The sequence below is a fragment of the Alsobacter sp. genome (genome assembly GCF_059501845.1).
The window spans coordinates 289,941-314,630 of record NZ_JCACDK010000001.1; the positions used below are offsets into that span (position 1 = coordinate 289,941).

12 protein-coding genes are annotated in these 24,690 nt (G+C 65.3%); 9 read left to right on the forward strand and 3 right to left on the reverse strand.

Annotated elements, in window-relative coordinates; genetic code table 11:
- Nucleotides 1-120: 120 nt before the first annotated feature.
- From AC5JCN_RS01415 to AC5JCN_RS01425, 3 genes are read right to left on the reverse strand one after another with little or no spacing between them, the layout of a single operon-like run.
- On the reverse strand, nt 121-2,370 hold the full coding sequence (locus AC5JCN_RS01415; RefSeq protein WP_495753217.1) for a condensation domain-containing protein: 2,250 nt from the start codon (nt 2,368-2,370) through the stop codon (nt 121-123).
- Nucleotides 2,367-10,472 carry an amino acid adenylation domain-containing protein gene (locus AC5JCN_RS01420; protein WP_495753218.1) on the reverse strand — a complete coding sequence of 2,702 codons (8,106 nt, stop codon included), beginning with the start codon at nt 10,470-10,472 and terminating at the stop codon, nt 2,367-2,369. Before AC5JCN_RS01420 ends, AC5JCN_RS01415 begins: the two co-directional genes overlap by 4 nt.
- A gap of 4 nt (nt 10,473-10,476) precedes the next feature.
- The gene (locus tag AC5JCN_RS01425) at nt 10,477-12,393 is read right to left on the reverse strand and encodes a non-ribosomal peptide synthetase (RefSeq protein ID WP_495753219.1); all 1,917 of its coding nucleotides are present in this window, start codon (nt 12,391-12,393) and stop codon (nt 10,477-10,479) included.
- Between the two features lie 772 nt (nt 12,394-13,165).
- Between AC5JCN_RS01425 and nusG the strand changes: the two genes are divergently transcribed.
- From nusG to AC5JCN_RS01470, 9 genes are all read left to right on the forward strand, one after another.
- Entirely contained in the window at nt 13,166-13,732 is a 567-nt protein-coding gene (nusG, locus tag AC5JCN_RS01430; protein WP_495753220.1) for a transcription termination/antitermination protein NusG, read from the forward strand.
- Nucleotides 13,733-14,050: 318 nt separating this feature from the next.
- On the forward strand, nt 14,051-14,728 hold the full coding sequence (locus AC5JCN_RS01435; RefSeq protein ID WP_495753221.1) for a hypothetical protein: 678 nt from the start codon (nt 14,051-14,053) through the stop codon (nt 14,726-14,728).
- A complete protein-coding gene (locus AC5JCN_RS01440; RefSeq protein ID WP_495753222.1) occupies nt 14,725-16,164 on the forward strand; it encodes an O-antigen ligase family protein in 1,440 nt (479 codons plus the stop codon). Before AC5JCN_RS01435 ends, AC5JCN_RS01440 begins: the two co-directional genes overlap by 4 nt.
- A gap of 56 nt (nt 16,165-16,220) precedes the next feature.
- Entirely contained in the window at nt 16,221-18,470 is a 2,250-nt protein-coding gene (locus AC5JCN_RS01445) for a GumC family protein (protein ID WP_495753223.1), read from the forward strand.
- Nucleotides 18,471-18,494: 24 nt separating this feature from the next.
- Nucleotides 18,495-19,820 (forward strand): sugar transferase, encoded by a 1,326-nt coding sequence (locus tag AC5JCN_RS01450; protein WP_495753224.1) that lies wholly within the window; start codon nt 18,495-18,497, stop codon nt 19,818-19,820.
- An 8-nt stretch (nt 19,821-19,828) separates the two neighbouring features.
- Nucleotides 19,829-20,905, forward strand: coding sequence for a UDP-glucose 4-epimerase GalE (galE, locus tag AC5JCN_RS01455; protein ID WP_495753225.1), 1,077 nt, complete (start codon nt 19,829-19,831; stop codon nt 20,903-20,905).
- Nucleotides 20,906-20,914: 9 nt separating this feature from the next.
- Nucleotides 20,915-22,765: an asparagine synthase (glutamine-hydrolyzing) gene (asnB, locus tag AC5JCN_RS01460; protein WP_495753226.1), complete on the forward strand. Its 1,851-nt coding sequence runs from the start codon at nt 20,915-20,917 to the stop codon at nt 22,763-22,765.
- The gene (locus tag AC5JCN_RS01465) at nt 22,762-23,850 is read left to right on the forward strand and encodes a glycosyltransferase family 4 protein (protein ID WP_495753227.1); all 1,089 of its coding nucleotides are present in this window, start codon (nt 22,762-22,764) and stop codon (nt 23,848-23,850) included. Before asnB ends, AC5JCN_RS01465 begins: the two co-directional genes overlap by 4 nt.
- Entirely contained in the window at nt 23,847-24,689 is an 843-nt protein-coding gene (locus AC5JCN_RS01470) for an ABC transporter permease (RefSeq protein ID WP_495753228.1), read from the forward strand. The genes AC5JCN_RS01465 and AC5JCN_RS01470 overlap by 4 nt, the downstream gene beginning before the upstream one ends.
- Nucleotide 24,690: the final 1 nt, after the last annotated feature.

A 24,690-nucleotide genomic window follows, 5' to 3' on the forward strand; every position in this document is an offset into this window, starting at 1 on the left:
TTCGGGGTGTATAGCATCAAACGACTAAAACTGCGTTCACCGGGATCAATCCTCCTATTAATCCTGAATGCACGCCGACGCCTTTTCGAAAGGTGGCAAGGATTTCACGACTTTATCTTGTTATTTTCGGGTAACGATTTCGCCAGCCTTAGGCTGGCTTTGCAGGATCGCTTTGAGCGTATTCGCTATCGTGTATGAGCTCGCGTCATTGTACATGTTGTAATGATCGGTCGGGAGCATTTGTACCGACAACTGCCCCTGCACGATGGACCGCCATCCCATGTCGTGACGAAATCCAATACCTGTGGCGGCTTCGGCCGTCCTGAACACCACCGCATTTCCCTGGTAGGGCAGCGGCCGGAGTTTGGCGCAGGCTTCGATCATGACGTTGCGGTAGAATTGCGTCTGCGGGTCGTCTGTCGATTGCATGGGGTCGCCGACATCTCTGCTGCCCCGGCCCTTAACCAGAAGCACGAGGTTGCGCAATATACCGCCTTCCAACTTCCAGCGGAGGTAGCGTAGCTTCCAAAGCCGCCAGTGCTGCAGCACTTTGGGCATTGTTTCGCGGTAGCCAGGTGCCCACGCGTCGAAGATCACCAGAAGCTCAATAACGTGTCCGCGTTCCTGTAGCCGCCGCGCAGTTTCGAGAGCCACTGTGCCCCCCGTAAAACATTCACCTGCGATTATATAGGGACCGCTGGGAGCAGATCTTTCGATCATCGCGACCGCGTCGTCGACATAGTGAGCTACGTCAGGCGCTGCATTTGGGGGATCATACGGGCCGGAGAACGACAGATCGATGAAGGGCCGGTCGGGCAGGCGGTCTGAAACGCGTCGGAGCGTGCCGCCGATGTTGATCATGATGATCGGCGTCGCATGTCCTTGATCACTTAACTCCAGAACGCGGAGGTGTTTTGTGGCGGCTGCCGCCGCACGACGGGGAGCCCGGACCTGAAGTGCCGCTTCTTCAACCGGGCGCTCAGTGTTCGTTCGGCTTTCAGTTGCCAGGTCGCCGATACTCTTCGTGCTGAACTCGACGAGAGACTCGATGACGTCGCGCCACAGGTCGACAATGCGCTCCAGCGTATCCTGATCGTAGAGGTCGGCATTGCCTTCGCAGGACAGGCGCCAGCCGCTGGCGCGGTCTACCATGAAGAAATTGAGATCCCACACGGCCCCGCAGGCCTGCGACGGTACCGTTGTCATGGTAAAGGCGCCGGCAGCAAATTTTGCCCCGAATGCGAAGTCGCCGAGTGCCCGAAGCAGGGTGAAGTTGATGGGGCACACCGGGTAGGGTGTGTCGGGTGATGGGGGAATTACATCCTCGACCGGCAGGTCGCGATGACTGAGAGCCTCATCCACGACAGCGGCGATCCTGCCAATGGCTGATGCGACCGTCTGGTCCGGCGGCATGTCAAACCGCAGGATGATCGTGTTGAGGAGCGGACCCACGATGCCCTCCGCCTCGACGCTGTCTCGCGCGGCGACCGGGCTGCTGAAGACGACCTCGTTTTTCGGATTGAGGCGGCGCAGGCAGAGGGCGAGAGTTGCAACCGCCACCTGGAAGAAGGTGTGCCCTTGTTCTTTCGCGAACTGCTCGAGGCGATCCGTGGTGGCGCGCGACGCGACAGTGGACACGATCTCGGATTTGGCCAGACCTGCCTTGCGCTTCGGTCGGTCGTAAGGGATCCGGAAACTGGTCAGGCTCGTGAGGTGCTCGTGCCAGTAATGGCGGTCACCGTCGAGCGCGTCGCTCTCGAGGACCTGTTGCTGCCAGAGGGCGTAGTCGCCGTGATGCAGATCTACAGGCTCCGGTGAAAAGGAGCGGCCTTCGTGAAGTGCGCGTGCGGCGTCCACGAATTCCTGTGTCAGGATGCCGAGTGACCAGCCGTCAATCACCGCGTTGTGGAAGGTGAGGGCGAGCAAAGCTTCGTCCTGCGCCGTCCGGACAAGGGCTGCCCGGAAGAGTGGGGCGGTCCCGATATCGAACGGGGTGCTAACTTCCTTCTCTCCAAGCGCATCTGCGTATCTGCCGGCTGCATCAGATGGCAGCCCGGAGATGTCGACGAAGCAGAACGGCAGCATCGCGGACGCGACAACCCGCTGCACGAACGTGCCGTCCACCATGGGAAACGATGTCCGCAGGATTTCATGGCGGTCGACGAGCGCCTGGAGCGCCTTCCCGACGATGTCGGCGTCAATCCGGCCGTTCAGCTGGAACCTGTATGTCGCGTTCTGCGCCGGCCCGAGGAGCGAGGAGTGCCGCAGGACCCCTTCCTGAAAGAGCGTGCAAGGAAAGTCGATCCCTCGCGAAGCTCCGGCTTCGGTCAGTTGCTGTGCGGGGGCGGCGTCCTGTCGGCGAACGCTCATTGTAGTGTCGTCCTCTGAGCCGCGTTGGTCCGCGATCGGCGGAAGTCTGACAGGGAGGGTGCGCTGGAGGCCGGCGCGCTGATGATCTCAAGAGAGGAGGCGAGCTTCGCGACTGTGCGGTCCTTCAGGATGTGCCGGGCGGTGATGGGCAGGCCCTCGGCGGTAAGGCGGGCCGCGATTCGTGACACTTGGATCGAGTCTGCGCCGAGGGCGTAGATGCTCTCTTCCACGGGAACGTGGTCGAGCTTCAGCACCTCTTTCCAGACGGCCTGGATCTTTTGCTGCACCGGCGTCAGGTTCTCTGCCTCGGCAGCAGAGCCCGGGCGTGCCGGGACGGCTCTCTCCAGAGCGACTTGCGGAAGAGCCTTGCGATCGAGCTTGCCGTTGCCTGTGAGCGGCATGGCGTCGAGTCGTTTCCAGAGGACCGGTCGCATGTAGTCGGGAAGCTGTGCCGCGACATGCGCCTGCAGCGCTTCCTTCGTCACCACCGGGTCACCTGTGAAATACCCGCACAGCCTCTGCGCGCCGGCGTCGTCCGTGACCACGGATGCCGCGGCCTCCGCCACGCCGGGGAAGCTGCGCATGACGGTCTCGATCTCTTCCAGCTCGATGCGGAAGCCGCGCAGCTTTACCTGGTGGTCCTTGCGGCCCAGATGCTGGATGGAGCCGTTAGGCAGGCGGCGGGCGAGGTCGCCCGTGCGGTAGAGCCGTCGGGGCGGGAGGCCGCCGATTGCGAGGGTGGGGAAGGCCTTGGCAGTCAGGTCGGGGTTGTCGAAATAGCCCAGCGCGAGGCCCTCGCCGCCGATGAGCAGTTCGCCGGGGGCGCCGGGCGGGAGGAGCTCGTCGTGGCGATCGACGATGAAGAAGGACGTGTTGAGGATCGGCTCGCCGATCGTCACCGGGCCCTCGCCCACGAGGCCGGCGGACGACCAGATGGTCGTCTCGGTCGGGCCGTAAAGGTTCCACACGGCTGCGCCGGTGGCGCGGAGGTCGATTGCGAGGTCGGCGGGAAGCGCCTCGCCGCCGCAGAAGATGCGGAAGCCCGGGGGCGTGCGGCCCTTCAGCCCAGCCTCCAGCACCATGCGCCAGCCGGACGGCGTGGCCTGCATCACGGTCGCCTTTTTGGCGTGGATCATGTCGAGGAGGACGGAGCCGTCCACTACGTCCTCGCGCGAGGCAATGACCACCGTGCCGCCCACGCTGAGCGGGCCGAAGATCTCGAGCACGGCGATGTCGAAGGAGATGGTGGTGACGGAGAGCATCGTGTCGTCCGCCGACAGGCCGGGCTTGGCGGCCATTGCGGTCAGGAAATTGACCACGCTCTGGTGGCCGACCGCGACGCCCTTCGGCACGCCGGTCGAGCCGGAGGTGAAGATCACGTAGGCCGGGTCGGTTGGCTTCGGCGCCTGCGCGGGCTTGCCGCCCGCCACAAGCTCAGGGCGGGACTGGTCGAGGTTGATCAGCGCCGCCGCCTCAGGAAGGTCGGCTGGCTTGCTCGCATCCTCGGTGATGACGGCGGCCACCCGCGCGGCCTTGAGCGTCGCGGCGATGCGGGCCGGCGGGAAGCGGGGGTCGAGCGGCACATAGGCGTGGCCCGCCTTCAGCACCGCGATGAGGGCCGCCACCATGCGCGGCGAGCGCTCCAGCAGCACGGCCACGCGCTCGCCGGTGCCGGGCACCTTGGCGCGGATACGCTGGGCTAGTGCCTCCGCCTGGCGGTCGAGGTCGCCATAGGTCAGCCGCTCCTCGCCGAAGACGAGGGCCGTGCGGTCGGGTTCTGACGCCGCGCGCTCCTCGAACATGCGATGCATCGGGATGTCGCGCCGGTAGTCGCCTTCGGTCGCGTTCCAGTCCGAGAGCATGAGCTGACGCTCGGCCTCCGTGAGGAGCGGCAGGCGGGCGACGGAGCGTGACGGGTCCGCCGCCAGTTCCTCCAGAATCGTCTGGTAGTGGCCGATCCAGCGGTGGATCGTGACCTCGTCCAGCACGTCCGTTGCGTAGTCGCACTCCACATCCAGGCGACCCTGCCGCTCGACGACGTTGAAGAACACGTCGTAGTTCGCGGCGGCCTTCGGGTTGGCCTTCAGGTCCACCGTCGCCTCGCCCGCCTTCAGGCCTTCGGCCGTGCGCTCGAAGTTGAACTGCACGGAGGTGAGGGGCAGGCGGCTCATGTCGCGGGGGACGTTGCGCTCGCGCACCAGGGTGCCCAGCGTGAAGCGCTGGTTCTCGGACGCCTCGAAAAGCTTGGTCTGCGTGGCGGCGAGGAGCTCCTCGGCGCGGGTCTCGGGCGTCCAGCGGGCGCGGACCGGCAGGAAGTTGACGCAGTGGCCGACGAGGGAGCCGTCCTCCTCCAGCACCTGGCCGGCGAAGGGGATGGCGACGACGATGTCATCGAGCTGTGCGAGGCGCCCGACCAGGATCTCGAAGCCGGTGAGCAGCGTGGCGAAGGGCGTGCAGCTGCGCGCCTTGCCGAGAGCCTTCACGCGGGCCAGCGTGTCGACGCCGATGCTCTTCACGGTGGTGGCGCCGCGGAAGCTGCGGGTCGCCGGGGCAGGGCGGTCGGTGGGCAGGTCGAGGGTGGGCGGAAGCGTCTCGTACTCGGCGAGCCAGTAGCGCTTCGTTTCCTGCCAGGCGGGGTCGGAAGGCAGCTTAGCCTCGGCGTCAACGTGGTCGGCCCAGCGCACGGCGGGGCCGAGGTCGGGCTCGCGGCCGCTTGCGAGCGCGTCGACGATCTCGGCGAGTTCGGTGACGATGACGTTGGACGACCATCCGTCACAGACGATGTGGTGGGCGGTGAAGACGAGCACGTGCTCCTGCGCTGCCCGCTTCACCAGCGTGGCGCGCCAGGGCCGGCCGGCGGACAGCTCGAAGGGCGTCTTCGCCTCGGAGGCGATGAGGGCGTCGAAGCGCTCCTGCGCTTCGTCCGCCGGCAGGACGGAGAGGTCGAGCACGGGCAGGAAGGAGGGCGCGTGCGGCTGGATCGTGGCGCGCTCGCCGTTCGGCTCGAAGACGAGGCGCAGCGCCTCGTGGCGCTCGACGATACGGTCGAGCGCCGCCTGGACGTGGCCCGTATCCAGCGGCCCGCGGAGCGTGATGCTGACGGATTCGTTGAAGGCGCAGGAGGCCTCGTCACCGAGCTGGGCCGCCATCCAGATTTCGGTCTGCGGCTCGGTCAGCGGGATCTCGATGGGCTCGGCCTGCCTTGCCGTCGCGGAGGGCGCGGGAGCAGCCGGGGCGGGGGCGACCGCCGGAGCGGCCGAAGCTGCCTGCGCGTTTCCGGCCACGATCCCCACCGACTGCAGCGCGTCGATCGACTCGCGGAAGGCGCGCTCGATCTGGGCGAAGTCCTCGTCGCTGTGGCTGGTCGTCAGGAAGCAGGGGAAGCCTTCCTGCAGGTGGACGCCGCGCAACCGCATGTGGTGGTAAAACAGCGAGGCGAGCCGGTCCTCGTTGGCGAAATTGACGTAGAAGACGCTGCCATATGTCTCGACGCGGCTGCGGATGCCGCGCTGGGAGAGGATGTGATTAAGCGCGTCTACCAAGGTGCGTGTGCGCCCGGCGACACGCTGCTGCAGCTCCGGGCCCTGCGCCTTCAGATACTCGAGCACGGCCTTGCAGGCGGCAAGCGTGACGGGATGGCGCACGAAGGTGCCGGCCACGAAGGTGACGCCGACCTCGGGCGCAGAGTCGTCGCCGAAGCGCCATTCCCCGCCGTCGAGCGCGTCCATGAAGCGCTTCTTGCCTGCGAGAATGCCGATGGGCATGCCGCCGCCGGCGACCTTGCCGTAGGTGGCGAGGTCGGCGCGGATGCCGAACACGGCCTGCATGCCGCCGGGGTGCATGCGGAAGCCGGTCACCACCTCGTCGAAGACGAGGGCGAAGCCGGCCTCGTCGGCGACCTTGCGGAGGTCGCGGATGAATTCGACGGGCTGCAGGTCGGGGTGGCGGCTCTGCACGGGCTCGACGAGCACGGCCGCGAGCTCGCCGGCATGGGCGCGGATCCAGTCCAGCGAGGCGGGGGCGGCATAGTCGAGCACGACCATGTTGCCGGCCGAGCCGAGGGGGATGCCGGGCGCGGAGGGGACGGCGCATTCCTGGCCGTTGCGGCGGCCCTTCTTGATCAGCACCTCGTCAAACTGGCCGTGATAGGAGCCGGTGAACATCACCACCTTGTCGCGGCCGGTGACGGTCCGCGCTATGCGCATCGCCGCCATCACGGCTTCCGAGCCGGTGTTGCAGAGCGTGGCGCGTTCGTTGCCGGTGAGTTCGCAGACGAGATCAGCCACTTCGCCGGCCAGCGGCGTCATGGGGCCGATCTCAAAGCCCTTCTTCAGCTGCTCCTGCATTGCCTCGACGACGAAGTCGGGCGCGTGGCCGAGCGCGGTCGGGCCGAAGCCGTTGAGGATGTCGACATACTCGTTGCCGTCGATGTCCCACAGCTTGGAGCCGGAGGAGCGGTCGGTGACGATGGGGTAGATGAGCTCCTTCCACTCCGGACGGAAGCCGGCGACGACGCGCGGGTCGGCGAGGACGGCGCGGTTCTTCTCGGTGAGCGCCTTGGAGCTCTTCGTCTTGGCGTTGTAGGCGGCGACGAGGTCGGCGATGTGCGCCTTCTGCGCGTCGGTGAGGCCGAGGTCGCCCGCGGCGCGTGCGGCCGAGAGGCCGGCGAAGCGGTTGTTCTCGCCGCCGGGATTGTCGGACGCGGGCTTCGCAGCCGGCCCAACGGATGCCGGGGCGGGAACGGGAGTGGCCGGGGCAGGTGCTGGTGTGGCAACCGGAGCCTGGACGGCGGCCGGGATCGCAGCGGGGGAAGCGAGGGCGGTCGAGCCCTGAAGAGCGTCGAGCTGGCGCGCCATCAGCGCCGACATGGTTTCGAGCTGGGCGCGCAGCAGGCCTTCGATCGAGCCGGCGGGTGCGGCAAGGGCGTGAGCCGGCGTGGCAGGGGCGACCGGCGCCGCTGTGATGGGCATTGGTGCAGCGATGGCCGGCGCTGCGGGAACGGCAGGGGCCACGGTGGCCGGGGGAGGCGGCAGCATGGCGTCGGTCACGCCGGGCAGCAGGTGCCCGACCAGCGCCGAGATGCTGGACAGCTCGCCCAGCAGCTGGCGGAAGCCGAGCTTGACGCCGAACCGGTCGTTGATGCGCCGCACCGCCTGGGTGAGGAACAGCGAGTCGAAGCCGAGCTCCAGGAAGCTTGTCGCCGGGTCGGCGCCCGAAAGGTCCTCGCCCGAGAGGTCCTCTAGAATTGCGCGCAGCACGTCGGCGAGCTGCTGGTCACGCGAGGGTAGGGGCGCGGCGGCGGCGATGACGGGTCTGTCGTTCAAGGCGGACTCCACGACGGCAGGCAATTCGGAAACAGGCGGGGCGGCCGGAGCCGGCTCCGGAGCGGGAAGAGCGGGTGCGGCGGCCGCGGCCGCCGGGACCTTGCGGTCCACCCAGTACCGGCGGCGGTCGAGCACTGTCGGGGGCAGGGAGACGCGGCGGTGCGGGCCATCGGCGCCGGGCAGCGCGGCGCGGTCGACCTCCACGCCCGTGCACCAGAGGCGGCCGGCAGCCTCGACGAAGGCGTCGGCATCGGGGCGTTCGGCGGCTGGGTCGGAGAGGGCCGCCACGATGGGCAGGGTCCGCCCGCGGCCGAGCGACTGGGTGGCGAGGGTCGTCAACACGACGCCCGGGCCCACTTCCAGCAGCACGGAACCGGCATCGGCGATGGTGCGCAGCGCGTCCTCGAAGCGCACCGTATCGCGGCAGTGGCGGGCCCAGTAGTCGGGCGAGGTCGCCTCGTCCGGACGGATCCGGGTGCCGGTGAGGGTGGAGACGTAGGGGCTGGCAGGAGGCGAGAGCCGCATGCCGCGCACCTTCTCCGTCAGCGCCGGCAGGATCGGGTCCAGCATGGCGGAGTGGAAGGCATGCGAGGTGTGCAGGCGTCGGGCCAGCACGTCCTTTTCCTTCAGCATGGCCTCGAGCCGCTCGATGGCCTCGAAGGGTCCCGCGGCAACGCAGAGCGACGGGCCGTTGATGGCGGCAATGGACACGCCCTGCGGCAGGAGCGGAACGAGATCCTTCTCCGGCAGGCGAACGCTCAGCATCGCGCCGCCGGGCAGCGAGCTCATCAGCCGGCCGCGCTCGGCAACCAGGGAGAGGGCATCCTCCAGCGAGAAGACGCCGGACAGGCAGGCGACGACGAACTCGCCGACGCTGTGGCCGACCATGGCCGAGGGCTGCACGCCCAGCGCCTGCCACTGCCGGGCAAGCGCATATTCGACGGCGAAGATGGCGGGCTGCGCATGGGCCGTGTCGGTGAGGCGGGCCAGCGCCTCGGGCGTGTGCTCCGCGGGCCAGAGGATCTCGCGGATGTCCGCGCCGAGCTGCGGGCGGAGGAGGTCGGCGCAGCGGTCCATCTCGGCGCGGAACACCGGGAAGTCACGGTACATCGAGCTGCCCATACCGAGGTGCTGGGAGCCCTGGCCGGGGAACATGAAGACGACCAGCGGAGAGGTTTGCTTTGCCTCGCCCGACACCGCGGCGGAGGCGTTCAGCGCCGCAATGGCGCTCTCGCTGTCGCGGGCCACCACGGCCGTGCGATGCGCGAAGGGCGTGCGGCCGGTCCGCAGCGTATGGGCGACGCCGGCCAGGTCGAGATCCGGCTCGGCGGCGAGCCGCGCCGCGAGGGCCTTGCGGGCCTCGGCGAGCCCTTCGGCCGTGCGGGAGGATAGCGCCAGGAGGTGCGGAACCGTTTCGCCGCTGGTTGCGCCCAATCCGGTCTCGGGAGCCTGCTCCAGCACGACATGGACGTTGGTGCCGCCCACGCCCAGCGCCGAGACGCCGGCGCGGCGGGGACCGGGCTTTTCCGGCCACGAGGAGAGAGAGCCCGCCACCGCGAAGGGCGAGTTCTCGATCTCCAGAAGCGGGTTCGGCCGCTGGAAGTGCAGCGTGGGCGGGATGGTCCCGCTCTCGACCGCCAGCGCCGCCTTGATCAGCCCGGTCACGCCTGCGGCGGCGTCGAGATGGCCGACATTGCCCTTCACCGATCCGATGAGGCAGCGCACGCCATCCACGGGCCCGAAGGCCTTCTTCAGTGCCGCGACCTCGATGGGGTCGCCGAGCGGCGTCGCCGTGCCGTGGCACTCGACATAGCCGATGTCGCCCGGCTCGACGCCCGCCACTGCCTGCGCGGTGGCGATGACCTCGGCCTGCGCGTCGACGCTGGGGGCCGTAAAGCCCACCTTGGACGCGCCGTCATTGTTGACGGCGGTGCCGCGGATAACCGCGTAGATATGGTCACCATCGCGCACCGCATCCTCGACGCGCTTCAGCAGCACCACGGCGGCGCCCGAGCCGAAGACGGTGCCGTTGGCGCCGGCATCAAAGGGCCGGCAGGTGCCGTCCGGCGACACCATGGCGCCTTCGGTGGCGATGTAGCCGCGCTGCTGGGGGAAGGTGACGGACACGCCGCCTGCGAGCGCCATGTCGCATTCGTGCAGGGACAGTGCCTGAACGGCCTGCGCCACCGCGGTGAGCGAGGTGGAGCAGGCGGTGGCGATGGTCATCGCCGGGCCGCGCAGGTCGAGCTTGTAGGCAACGCGCGTTGCGAAGGCATCCGCAATGCCGCCGACGAGCTGGTCGTAGCTGCCGACCTGAAAGTCCGTGGTGAACCTGGCGGCGACAGCGGGGTCGGACAGGACGTGGTGCAGCATATAGGTGTTGTAGCTGCAGCCGGCATAGACGCCGATGCTGGCGCCGGCGCAGCCCCTGGGATCGTAGCCCGCATCCTCCAGCGCCGCCCAGGAGACCTCCAGGAAGGCCCGGTGCTGCGGATCGGTCAACGCAGCCTCGCGCGACTTCATGCCGAACAGCGCGGCGTCGAACAGGTCGGCGTCCGGCAGAATCGGCCGCACCGGCACGTAGTCGGCCTGCGCCCGCTCCAGCTCCGTGTACACGTCCTCGATCTCTTCCGGCGCGAAGCGCGAGAAGCCATGCCGCCCCTCGCACGCCATGCGCCACAGCTCCCGCACGGAAGCCGCGCCCGGGAAGCGGCCCGCCATGCCGACGATGGCGATGCCAGGGGGGAGGGGAGCCGCGTTGGTGTCGTCGAACGACATTGTTCTAGGCCCCCCGTAGCTGGCGCATACGCTGCGCCGCCTGAGCGCGCGCCGCGACACGCGCGTCAAGCCCGGATTGTCGCGCCGGCCCGCCGTCCGCCGCATCGAGATGTGCCGCGAGCGCCCGGATGGTCGGAAACTGGAAAAGATCGGTGAGCGCGATCGCCTTGCCGGTCGCCGCCTGCAACCTCTCGTGCACGGCCATGGCCTTCAGAGACGTGCCCCCGAGGTCGAAGAAGTTGTCCTGCGGCGATATGGCAGGCATGGCGAGGACGTCGCGCCAGACCCGGGCCACCGTGTCCTCGGTGCCCGCTGCAACGCGCTCGGTCGACGTAGCACTTTGACCGACGGCGCGAAGTGGGGCCGGAAGAGCGCGCCGGTCGACCTTGCCGTTGATGGTCAGCGGCAGCGCGTCGAGCTCGACAAAGTCGGCCGGGACCATGAAGGCGGGCAGCAGATCTCGCAGCTGGTCACGAAGGGCCCCGAGGCTTGGCGCCCCGGCGGCGGCGAGCACCACATAAGCGGCCAGTCGCTTCTGCCCAGGCACATCTTCGCGCGCGATCACCGTCACGTCGTCAACGCCTGCGAGTTTCCGGATCGCGGCGTCGACCTCTTCCATCTCGATCCGCTTGCCGTCGATCTTCACCTGGGTGTCGCCACGGCCAAGGAAGGCGATGGTGCCGTCCGGTAGAAGTTTCGCGAGGTCGCCGGTGAGGTAGAGGCGGCCATCGGGCTCGTCGCTGAAGGGATCGGCAATAAACTTCGCGGCCGTCTGTTCGGGCTGGTTGAGGTACCCGAGCGCGACGCCGTCACCCCCCGCACAAAGCTGACCGACTTCCCCGGCGGGAACCGGGTTCAGCGCATCGTCAAGGATCACCACGTGGGTGTTCGCGATCGGGCGCCCGATCGGAAGTGCCCCGCCTGCGAAAGGCCGCGGCACGGTATGGCAGCATGTGAACGTGGTGTTTTCGGTCGGACCGTATCCGTTGATCACGCGAAGATGCGGGTGGGCATCCATCACCCGGCCCACATGGGCAGGTGACAACACGTCGCCCCCGGCGAGGAGCTGGCGCAGCGGCGCGAAGGCCTCGATATGGCGGTCCACCATCAGGTGGAAGAGGCCGGCTGTCAGCCACAGCGTCGTGACCCGGAATTTCCGGATGGCTTCGGCGATCTGGGAGAGAGACGGTGTCTTCTCTTCGAGGAATGCCAGGCGGCCGCCGTTCAGCAGCGCTCCCCAGATCTCGAGGGTCGAAGCGTCGAACGAGATCGGCGCCAGCTGCAGGAACACCTCGTCGGGTCCGAGTTCGGCGAAGTCCGTGTTGCGGACGAGGCGCGCAATGGCCCGGTGCGGCACGACGACGCCCTTCTGCCGGCCCGTCGAGCCGGAGGTGTACATGACGTAGGCGGGATCCGTCCCCGCGCCCGTGGCGAGAGAGGACGGGGCCACGTTGCCGGCCGGGTCAGTCCCGACTTCGTCCAGCATCAGCACAGGCCCGCGGAAATTTATCGCTCCGGCTCGCCAGGCGTCCCGAGTGGACACCATCACGAGCGGGGACGCGTCAGAAACAAGGTCACGAAGGAGGTTGAGCGGATATTGCGTGTCGAACGGAACGAAGGCGGCTCCGAGCTTTGCGACGGCCAGCATGGCAGCGACTGCGGCCGGCGAACGGTCGGCGAGCAAACCGACCCGGGCATGGCGCACGACGCCATGTCCGGCCAGCCATGAGGCCATCACGTCCGACCAGCGGTCCAACTGCTCATAGGTCCACTCGGCCGAGCCACATTGAAGCGCGATCGCCTTCGGCGTCCTGCCGGCCTGAGTCCTGAACAGACCTGCGATTGTCGCATCTCGCTCGTAGGGAAGCTTATTTCCCTTGGCGAAGGACACCTTGCTGTCGCGCAGATCCGCCTCGAGCACATATCCCTCCATCAATCCCGGCAAAGATGCCGGGCCCGGCAACCATCACAATTCGCTAGCTTAAGGGTATGAGAATATCCAGTTCAAACTGTTTCAAATTTAACAAACTGAAAATGCTTCATTGTCAACACTTCCCTTGCTGTCCTGTCCCGCGATACGGCCGCGAATTGTGCTGACAGTTAATAGTCGCTGTCGATCAGAGCGCGAGGGATCCACGATAGTTCTGCTCGTGACTGCGCGGACATCTAGGCTTCCGATTCACGATTTACCGCCCTGAACCCCATTTTCAGCGCAAGCTGCATACAAAATGATAGTAATCAAAAATCGAGAAGACCTTTTTTGCAGCGCAATATAATTTCGTCCGATCCGATCGGCTGATACACATCGTTATGAGCCGTTGGTAGCATCTTTTTCTTCCTGCCTGAGCTTCCCGAAGCTTCATGCCGGCTTTGCCGCTGTCATACAGAAAATCCGGCAGTGGACGTGTTACGACTGCAACGGTTTGCTAACTGTACGCTCTTCTCCTTTCTTTACTCGTTCCAGTCATGGTCGTCGTGACACCGGAGATGGAAGTTCAGTGACCCCGGCCTTCTCGAAATCAGTTAACTATGTAACTGGACGGGGCGGAAACGCGGCTGCCTCGGAAGGCAGCCAGCCTTGCGCTTGCGCAACCTTTATATTAATTTGTAAGTGAAGTTGTTGGATTGCTCAAGTTCGAAGTCGGCGCTTGGGCGCTCGGCGGTCCCAGAGTGCGGCGTAGGCGGAGGGGCATATGCGTTCGGGGCTGAGTGAAGCCCATGGCGATGGGGTTGACTGCTTGGTCACCGGTGGCGAGGCTGATACCGCCCGCTGGTACCTCGTGCAGAGCCATCCCCACGCGGAAGAGAAAGCCCGCGTAAACCTCGGGCGGCAGGGCTTTGAGTGCTTCTTGCCTGCGCAGCGCCGCACCGTGCGGCATGCCCGCAAGGTGAAGTCGGTCATGGCGCCCCTCTTCCCCCGTTATCTCTTCGTCAGACTTGACCTCAACCGCGACCGCTGGTTGTCGGTGAGATCAACGTTCGGCGTGTCATCGCTCTTCATGATCCGTGAAGCTCCGGTCCCGGTCCCTCGTGGTGTCGTGGAGGACCTGCTTGCCGGGCTTGACGGGGATGGCGCCGTCCGCCTCGACCGCGGCCTGTCGCCGGGTCAGGACGTCCGTGTCCTGGATGGACCTTTCACCGATCTCGTCGGAGTGCTGGAGCGCCTCGACGACAATGGCCGCGTGCGCGTGCTCCTGCAGATCATGGGATCGCGGATCGCCGTGCGCATGGACAGCCGGGCTCTCGCCCCGGCCGTGTGAGACACCGGCCGCGCCACGGCGCGGTCGATCATCAGGACGGACGGGGCGGGGAGCGATTCACCCGAATGGCGGTAGCGTGCTGAAATTCACAAGCGTTTTGCTGGTGCTGGTAATGGCGATCGTTCTTGGCACCGGTCCGAGGCAGGCTGTGGCACAGGAGCCTGCCGGACGAACTCTGGGCGGATCGCGAGCGAAGCCCGACGATATCGCTCGGGTCCTGCTTTCGGCGAATACAGCGAGTACGAAGGCCAAAGATCCCTGCGCTACAGGCAGGCGCAATCCTTCGTCGAGCCCCTACTTCAACTTGGGGGATGACCGGTGCACCGGTCCGCATTGATCAGCAGCATTGCCGGAGCGACCGGCCGCGTCGTTATCGTTTCGGTTGCGCTTGTCGCAATGGTGCTTGGAATCCAGGTGTTGCGCTTCCACGGTATGCTGGACCGCGTCACTTGGGCCCAATCGATCCTCTCGGCTGGCACAAGTGGTGGCACGGTCGTGTGGGCTGCAGCCGAAAAGGACCTGCAGCGCTGGACCAACAGTCTCGGATTTATGCTCATTGCCCGCGCATACCGCCTAGATCTGCAAGCGGCGACAGCGCCGACCGTGTTTGCGGACCTCGAGAAAGCCGAGATTGAGCTCATCGCGGCGTCGCCCACGCTCCCAACATCTTGGCAGGCACTTGCAGAGTTGCGGCTTGCAGGCGGCGATACAGCCGGGGGTCTGGCAGCGTGGCGCATGTCGCGTCTCACTGGCGGTCACGAAGGCTACCTGATGGTGGAGCGCGCGACCCTGGGCCTCAAGCACTGGAGCGACCTGGGGGCCGACGACCGGCAGCAGGTTGCCCGAGAAATCGCGGCGACGGCGGACGCGAACGGCCCCGTGTCCCTCTATCGTGACATTTTCGCCGCAGCTGACCCGGCCTTGCGCGAGGCGGTACGGATCGAGATGCAGGCTATTGGGATGAGCGCTACGGACCTCGCGAGGTTGGGGCTGTGAGCCAGGCCGTCATCGAAGGAGACACCAAGCTTAACTTCGGCGTGACCGCAGTTGCGGCGACACCGGGCCCCAAAACCCATGCGCACCGGGATCATGCGGTCGACCGGATCGTCTTTGCGCTCCTGCTGGCCGGACTTCTGTGGGCACCGGCATGGTACGGAAGCGACCGGCCCCAAGCCTGGGCCGTAAATGCCATTCTCTTTCCGGGTCTTCTCGTCGTCAGGGAACTCGCGCAGTCACTTGGCCGCGCAGAATCGGTCAAGGTAACGCCCCTTATGCTGGTGGCGTTCGCGCTCGTGGGGATTGCGTTCGTCTGGGCGTGCCTCCAGCTCTCTGTCTTCACGCCGAAGTCCTGGCATCATCCACTTTGGCCGATGACCAACGACGTCTTGGGAACAGCGATCAGCAGCCGAATTGCGATCGCGCCGGACCGTGCCCTGATCGCTCTGATGCGGTTCGTTACCGTCGCGAGTGCGTTCTGGCTGGCGGTTGGGCTCGGCCAGAACGAGACTCGATCGAGATATCTTGTCTTCGCGGTAACTCTGATCGTTACCCTGTATTCCCTGCTCGGATTTCTGACCGTGGACAGTGGATACGTCCTCTCTTCCGAGGCGCCGAACCCTGACTCCGTGACGGCGACATTCCTGAACCGAAACTCCTTCGCCCAGTTCGCGGGTATGGGTTTCCTCGCTGGTATCGCCATCACGGTCCGCGAACTGCGGAAGATGAACACTCATCCCGATATGCGTGAGAACGGCTTGGCTTCGCTCCGGCGCGCGCCGGTGGTGCTCCTCGCCGTCCTGTCGAGCCTGATCTGCTGTGCAGCTATGCTTCTGAGCCAGTCCCGCGGCGGCACGATCGCCACGCTTATCGGTTTCGCGGTGTTCATCGTTCTCAGCCTGCGGACCGGCAACAGGAGGGCCTGGCTCAGCGGCATCGGCATTCTGCTCGTCGTTCTGATCATTGGCGGGTTGGCCGATCTCGTGACCAAGCGGATCGTTGAGCAGGGTGTCATCGACGCAAGTCGTGCGGCTATTCGCGACGCGACCGCTTATGCGGTGCAGGGTTCGGCCCTCTACGGTTACGGCCTGGACTCGTTTCCCGCGATCTTTCCAATGTTTCGAGATGACGCGGTGGGCGTCTGGGGAGTATGGGAGAAGGCTCATAACATCTATCTCGATACGCTCCTCGATCTAGGGGTGATCGCCGGAACTTGCCTGCTTGCAGGAATTGCTCTCATCGTGCTTGCCTGCGCGATCGGTAGTCTTCGGCGGCGGCGAAACGCATCCGTGCCGACTTGCGCCGTCGCGGTGTCGGTCCTCGTAGGCGTTCACGGGACGGTCGATTTCGCCCTAAGCATCCAGGCAAACGCCCTGATCTGGGCCGTCCTGCTCGGCGTCGGACTGGCGCAGTCTACGAGCCACCGCACGGCCTGATCTCCGAGGCCTGACTACATGAGACGCGAACCTTACACCGGGAACCGGTTCTGCCCGTGACCAAGCCCTTCAAACTCGAAACTGATCCCGAGCCCCAGTTCGTCGAGGCCAATCAGGAGTTCGACTACAAAGCCTATATTGGTTTTGTTCGTCGTCACTGGCTCCTGATGGTTTCTGCAGTCTTGCTGGCGCTGGTAGGGGCCCAGATCTACTTGGTCGGAATGGTTCCGGTATTTTCCGCCACGTCTCAGATTTTGCTCGATCCCCGCAAGGAGCGTATCTCGGGAGCCGAAAAGATCTACTCGGATGTCTCCTTCGATATCAGTTTCATGGAAAGCCAGATCGCGCTCATGCGCTCCGACGATTTGCTGGCACGGGTCGTAAAGGCGGACGCGGTCGCTTTCCCTCCGGGTCCCCGGCCAGAGCCGGTCATACCGCCGCTGGTGCTCAGCCTCTCGGCTCTCCTGCCGCCCGTCGCGCCATGGCTGAAGCAGATGTTTGCGGTGGAGGCACCCTGGTCGCCGCCTGTCGACATCAATAACCCTGCATCCGTTCAGGGTGCCGTCGATGGGCTGCGGAACAGTCTTCAGATCACCCGCACCGGGCAGTCCCTGGTCATCGCAATCTCGGTCTTCAGCACGGATCCGCAGAAAGCCACGCGTCTCGCCAATGCGGTGGCAGAGGCCTATGCGGTTGACAAGCTCGATGCACGTTATGCGTCGGCCCGCCGCGCCTCCGAGTGGTTGAACGATCGCCTCGTGGATCTCGGCCAGCAGCTGCGCAAGTCGGAGGATGCTGTCGCGCAGTTTCGGGCAAAGACGGGATTGCTCGGATCCGTCGCAGGCGGGCCATCCCAGTTCACCCAGCAGCAAATGACAGAACTGAACGCGAAGGTCGTCGCGGCTCGCTCCGAGGTGGCTGAGAAAAAGCTGCGGCTTTCTGTGCTCGAAGATGCCTTGAAGAACGGAAGCGCGGCCGACCTCAGCAACATCTTTGCGTCGCCGGAAGTCGCGGCGTTGAAAGTCCGCGTTTCGCAAGCAAAGCAGCGCGAAGCGGAACTGCGCTTTCGGTATACGGAACGGCATCCCGCCCTGATCAGCGCAGCGGCAGAGACTCGCGATGCCGAGCGGGCGCTGTCGGTCGAGATCAAAAAACAGGTCGATGCCGTTCGGACGGATTACGAACTCGCGGTCGCAAAGCTCGCGGCTGCGGAGAAATCGTTCACCGACGCGAGCAGCCGGGGTAGTGAGGATGAACAGACCGCCGTGACGCTGCGGGAGCTGGAGCGCGCGGCGGCAGTCAACAAGAGCCTGTTCGAAGATTTTCTTCAGCGCGCCAAGCTGACCGACGAGCAGGCAACCTTCGAAGTGCGGGAGGCGCGCACGATCGTCGGAGCACAGCCGAGTTCGATGCCGGTGAGCCCGAACCGGAACCGGATCTTCGCCGTCGCGGTCCTGCTCGGGCTCGCGATTTGGTTTGCCATCGCGTATGCGCTTGACCGGCTGAAGACGGGCTTCACGACAGCGCAGCAGGTCGAGAACACGCTTGGCCTGCCTGTACTCGGCTCACTTCCTCGCATTTCCGGCCGCGAACGCCGGGCATCTGGGAAGTCCTTGTCGCTCCCGTTGCTTCCCCTGCACAAACCGCTGTCCCGCTTCAGCGAGACGATGAGGACCTTGCGCAGCGGCCTCCAACTATCGGACGTGGATCGTCCGCCCAAGATCGTTCAGGTTGCTTCATCCCGTCCAAGTGAGGGTAAGACGACGATTGCGCTCAGCATCGCCAGCTCGGCAGCGATGGCTGGTCACAAGGTCCTTATTCTGGATTGCGACCTGCGCAGACGTTCCGCTACTCATTACTTCAAGGCGGAAAAAGAGCGCGGCCTCGTCGACTACCTTGCGTCCAGCGAGAGCGAGGATGCGTTCATTTGCCACGATGTTGAACTGGACGTTGACTATCTTCCTGCAGGAAGCAAGAGCACCAGCCCTCCGGATCTTCTTCAGTCGGATAAGCTGAAGACGCTCTTGTCCAAGCTCCGGGCCAGGTACGATTACATCGTGATCGACTCCCCGCCGGTCGGACCTATCGTCGACGCGAAGATCCTGTCCCTGCTCGCAGACAAGGTGCTGTTCGTCGTCAGGTGGGATGCCACGGCGCGAGAAGTGGCGGCGTCAGCGGTGGCGCAACTCAAGACGCCCCGCAAGATGGCGGGCGTCGTTCTGAACCTGGTGAACGAAAATCGCGCGCGTCGTTACGGGCGGCAGGCGTACCATTACACCTATGGCGACGCCTATTACGGTGAGTAACTTTACATCACCGACGATCAGATCATGAGCATCACCTTCAATCAGGAACAGCGCGGGCCAAGCGCTCTCGCTCCTGCACCGGGCGAGATCGCATCGTGCGGTCCGGGTCATGTGGACACGTTCTCAGCCTCGGTCCTCTCCCTGGGGCTCACGATGGCAGTGTTGCTCCCGGCGGCGATGTCATCATGGGGGTTCGGCTCTCCCCAGCACGGCTTTTCCGTGGTCATCATTACGACCTTTTGGTCTACTGTGGCCATTCTAGCTGGACTGCTCTTCATCTCATCCGTACTTACATTTCCCCTCGTCCGCACGGTCACATGGGTTTTTGTCGGGCTTGCATCTTCGTTCGGCGCTGTAGATTTGATGCTGACGGCTGCCCGCGTGGCGTTTTCATCGCAGCAGTTCATCTCGAGTTTCGTTGCCAGCGCCGTTGCTACCGAAGTTTTCCTGATGGTCCGGCGCCGACGCAACGTCTTGACCTTCGGGATTGCGCCAAACTGCAGGTCGGAGATTACAATTCCGGACTGGGTTTCGAGGATCCGGCTGGTCAAGCTCGATGGCGTGCCAAACCGGGCAGATATCTTCAGCGGCATCGTTGTCGATATTCGCAACGCGATGGACCCTGCCTGGGAGCGATATATGGCCGAGACGGCTTTGGCCGGTCGACCCGTGTTTCATATAAAGCAATTCAACGAGATGATGACCGGTCGCGTCGCGGTTGACCATCTCTCGGAAAACACGATCGGTGCCTTCCTGGGCCATCTCAGCTATCCCAGAATAAAGGTCGTGCTCGACATGCTTGCGACGCTGCTGATCATGCCGGTGCTCCTGCCGGCTATTCTGGTGCTGTGCATCGCCGTGAAGCTTGATAGCCCCGGTCCTGCGTTTTTCTACCAACAGCGGATCGGCAAGGGGGGAAGACCCTTCACCGTTTTCAAGTTGCGCACCATGCGTCAGCGCTCGGAGGCAGCCGGCCCGGACTTCACCCAAGCGGCCGACAACCGGATCACCCGCCTTGGGGCGTTCCTGCGAAAGTACCGATTTGACGAACTTCCGCAGGCGTTCAACATCTTGCGCGCGGAGATGAGCTGGATCGGTCCCAGGCCTGAAGCGCTTTCCCTTGCCGAATGGTACGACGCGGAGGTGCCCTTCTACAGTTACCGCCACATCGTACGTCCCGGCATCACCGGCTGGGCGCAGGTGAACCAGGGAAATGTGGCATCTCCCGACGCTGCACGGCTGAAGCTTGAATACGACTTCTACTACATCAAGAACTTTTCGTTCTGGCTGGACGTCATCATCGTTGTGAAGACGCTCCGCACCATCCTGACGGGCTTCGGCTCCCGCTGACTTCCGGAGTGTTGCGTCCCATGAACGACAGAACACGCGCCATCCTGGTCACCGGGGGCGCCGGCTATATCGGCAGCCATTGCTGCAAAGCGCTGTCGCAAGAAGGTTTCCTGCCGGTGACCTTGGACAATCTGTCTACCGGGCATCTTGAATTCGTCCGATGGGGACCGCTCGTCGTCGCTGATATCCGTGACGGTGCGGCGCTTTCGGCTGCGATGAGCCAGCACCGTCCCATCGCGGTTCTTCACCTTGCCGCTCTTGCTTTGGTTGGTCCGTCTGTCGGGGACCCCGGTCCTTACTGGGACGTCAATGTGGGCGGGACACGCGTCTTGCTCGACGCGATGCGGCGGGCCGGCGTCGGCACGATCGTCGCTTCCTCGACTTGTGCCGTCTATGGACAACCCGACGTGCTGCCGATCGGAGAGGATCAGGCCAAGCACCCCGTCAACCCGTATGGCGCATCCAAACTGGCTGCCGAAGGGATGATGGACGACTATTCCCACGCTTACGGGATCTCGTCGGTCAGGCTGCGCTACTTCAATGCGGCAGGCGCGACCCCTTCCGGAGAGATCGGTGAGGATCACGACCCGGAAACGCACTTGATCCCCCTTGTCCTCGATGCGGCCTGTGGGCGCCGCGGTCATGTCGATGTCTTCGGGTCAGACTATCCGACCGAGGACGGGACCGCGGTCCGTGACTATGTCCATGTCGAGGATCTTGCCTCCGCTCACGTGAAGGCGCTCGAATACCTGCTCCACGGCGGGAGAACAAGGGCGTTCAACCTTGGTACGGGGCACGGAGCCTCGGTTGCGGGCGTTATCCGGGAAGCTGAAGCGATCGTCGGTGGTCCCATACCGTGCAGGATGGTGCCCAGGCGCGCAGGGGACCCTGCCTGCCTCGTCGCGAGCTCGCGCGCAGCCCGAAGCGTGCTTGGCTGGAGGCCCGAGCGGTCGGGGCTGCGCGGGATCCTGGCGGACGCATGGTCCTGGCACTGTTCCCGCTTCGATGCTTCATACGCTCCGCGGAAATCGCAGGCTCCCGTGCAAGGGCCACTCGTCGCCTCTGGCCAGCACGCCGGAGCCTGAGACCTCCCCATGTGCGGCATCAACGGCGTCTACGCCTATCACGACGCGGCCAGCGCGCCCGCCGAGGCGGAGCTGTTGGCCACCCGGGACTCGATGGCGGCCCGTGGTCCCGACGGGGCGGGCGCGTGGTGGTCGCAGGACCGGCGTATCGGCTTCGGCCATCGGCGGCTGTCGATCATCGACCTGTCCGAGGGCGGCACGCAGCCCATGCACAGCGCGGACGGGCGCTACACGGTCGTCTTCAACGGCGAGATCTACAATTATCCCGAGTTGCGCGCGCGGCTGGAAGGGGAGGGTGTCCACTTTCGGTCGACGAGCGACACGGAGGTGCTGCTGCACCTCTTCGCGCGCTCCGGCGAGTCCATGCTGACCGAGCTGCGCGGCATGTTCGCGCTGGCGATCTGGGACTCGCTCGAGCGCAGGATGGTGCTCGCCCGTGACCCCTATGGCATCAAGCCGCTCTACTACGCCAATGATGGCTGGACCTTTCGCTTCGCCAGCCAGGTGAAGGCGCTTCTGGCCGGCGGCAACGTTTCGCGCGATCCCGAGCCTGCGGGCATCGTCGGGTTCCATCTCTGGGGACACGTGCCCGAGCCCTTCAGCCTTTACCGCGACGTGCGTGCCCTGCCGGCGGGCCACGTCATGGTCGTCGACTGGCTCGGTCCGCGTGAGCCGCGCGCCTATGCAACCGTGGCAGGGACGCTGGCGGAAGGCCGCGAGCGGCCTTCCTCCGGGAACGTCGGTGGCGCCATCGGCACCGCCGTGCGTGACAGTGTGCGCGCGCATCTCCTTGCGGATGTCGAGGTGGGTGTCTTCCTCTCCGCGGGCATCGATTCCGGCGCCCTGCTGGGCCTCATGGCCGATCTCGGGGCCAGGCCGCGGGCCGTGACTCTCACCTTCGCAGAGTTCCGCGGCGGACCGGAGGACGAGGCTCCCCTGGCGGCCGAAGTGGCTCGTCAGTATGGCGCGGAGCAGATCGTCCGTGCCGTATCGGAGCAGGAATTCCGGCAGGACCTGCCGGCCATTCTGGCCGCGATGGACCAGCCTTCGGTCGACGGGGTCAACACCTGGTTCGTCGCCAAGGCGGCGCGGGAGGCGGGCCTCAAGGTCGCGCTCTCCGGGCTGGGCGGAGACGAGCTGCTCGGCGGCTATCCGAGTTTTCGGGATCTGCCAGCCTGGCGGCGCAGATTTGGTCCGCTGGCCCGCATACCCGGGTTCGGCCGCGCCGTGCGCGCCGTTGCGTCCCGCGTCATCCCCGGTTTCGCGCGTCGCCAGCCGAAGGCGCTGTCGATGTTCGAACTCGCCGGCAGCTGGGAAGGCGCCTACATACTGCGCCGCGGCCTGTTCATGCCCTCCGAACTCGGTGCGATGCTCGAGCCGGATCTCGTGCGCGAAGGCCTGCACCGCCTGACGCCGCTGGGGCGACTGGCCGCCACGCTGCGCCCGGATCCCGGCACCGATATGGGGCGTGTCTGCGCGCTGGAATCCTCGCATTACATGCGTGATCAGCTGCTGCGGGATGCCGACTGGGCCGGAATGGCGCAGAGCGTCGAGATCCGAACACCGCTCGTCGATGCCGCGCTGCTGCGTGACCTCGCACCCGTGATCCCGGGACTTGCGCCGGGGCAGGGCAAGCGGGCGCTCGCCTTGGCGCCGTCGGTTCCGCTTCCGGCGTCGGTGGCGGACCGGGCCAAGACCGGCTTCGTGGTGCCCACCGCGGCCTGGATGGCAGCGGAGGCGGATCGTCTGGATGCACCGCGCGACTCGGCTACCCTGCACTCGAAGGGTCTTGCGTCACGCCACTGGTCCCGCCTTGTCTTCGCCGCACCGCAGCTCGGCGGGAGCCCGATCGCGGCATGAGCGCCGCTCCCTCCATGCTGGCGCTGGTGACCGAGGCCTATGGCGGCCGGGGCGGAATCGCGCAGTACAATCGCGACCTGCTGTCGGCACTGGCGCCTTCGATGCGGATCGCGGTTCTGCCGCGCCTTGCGCCTGATCCGGCGCAAAACCTTCCAAACGGCCTGTGGCAGGGCCCGGCCCTCCTCAGCAAGTTCCACTACGCTGTCGTTTCAGTGTGGTCCGCCCTGAAGTCTCGGCCGCAGGTCATCTTCTGCGGTCATCTCTACATGGCGCCTCTAGCAGCCCTCGCGGCGCGGATCACGGGCGCCAAACTGGTCATCCAGCTGCACGGCATTGAAGGGTGGGACGCCCCTTCCGCCTCGCGCCGCAAGGCCGTCGAAGGTGCCGATCTCGTCCTGTGCGTGAGCCGCTACTCCCGCGCGAAGCTCCTCTCCTGGGCAGCCATCGCGCCAGAGCGTGTCGTGGTTCTTCCGAACACGGTCGGCGAGCAGTTCCACCCCGGTGACCGCGCGGCCGCCCGCGCCCGCTTCGGCTTCGGCCCGGAGAAGGTCATCCTGAGCGTCGGCCGCCTCGACCCGCGCGAGCGCTACAAGGGGCAGGACAGGGTGATCGCCGCACTGCCGGAGCTGGTCGCGCAAGGGCTCGATGTTCGCTATGTCGTGGCTGGTGCTGGGGACGATCGGGCACGTCTTGAGGAGCTCGCGGCAGAGATGCGGGTTTACAACCGGGTCGTCTTCCGCGGCGCTGTTCCGTCCGCTGAACTTCCCGATCTCTATCGTGCTGCCGACCTCTTCGCTCTGCCATCCACGGGAGAGGGCTTCGGGATCGTCTTTCTGGAAGCCATGGCCTGTGGAACACCGGCCTTGGGGCTTGCCAGGGCTGGAGCCCTGGATGCCCTCACTGACGGAATCGCGCTCGACAGGGACGGTCCGACCGACATGGCTCAGGGTCTGAAGCAGGCTCTTTCTACCCCAGCGTCCGCTTCGTCCGCACTGTCGCATGCAGCCCGGGCACGCTTCGGCCGCGCAGGATTTCAGCAGCGCACGCGGGCATTGGTTGCACGCGTCCTTGGAACACATTCATGACCGATACAATTCCGATGCCGCGCCAACTCGTCCTGGAGCCAGGACGATCACAAACCCATTACTGGCGTGATCTGTGGGCGTACCGCGAACTGTTCGCGATCTTGGCCTGGCGCGATATCTCTGTGCGCTACAAGCAGACCGTCCTGGGCGTGATCTGGGCGCTGCTGCGCCCGTTTATTACGATGGTGATATTCACAATCATCTTCGGCCACATCGCGGCGATGCCCAGCGACGGGAAGGCCCCTTACCCCCTCCTGGTTTTCGCTGGCATGCTCCCTTGGTTCCTGTTCTCGTCGATCCTCGCTGACTCGTCGAACAGTTTGGTTTCGAATTCGCAGCTTATCAGCAAGGTTTATTTTCCTCGACTGATCATTCCGGGTGCAAGTGCGGTCGTGGCACTCGTCGACTTCGGCATCAACATGCTGATGTTCGTGGTCCTGATGCTGTGGTTCAGCTACGCTCCCAATCCGAGGATCGTCCTGCTGCCTGCCTTCATCGTGCTCGCGCTCGTCGCCAGCATGGGGCCATCATTACTGATGGCGGCCCTGAACGTTCGCTATCGCGACTTCCGTTACATCATACCGTTCGTCGTGCAGTTCGGACTCTACGTATCCCCGGTTGGCTTCTCGACGTCCACAGTGCCTGAGAAGTGGCGCCTTCTGTACAGTCTCAACCCCGTCGTCGGCGTCGTCGATGGCTTTCGCTGGTGTCTCCTCGGCGGCGACAGTGAAATCTATCTTCCTGGCTTTGTGCTCAGTGTTCTGATCGCGGTCGGGTTCCTTTGGATCGGCCTCAACTACTTCCGAAAAACCGAACGAACCTTTGCGGACACGATCTGAC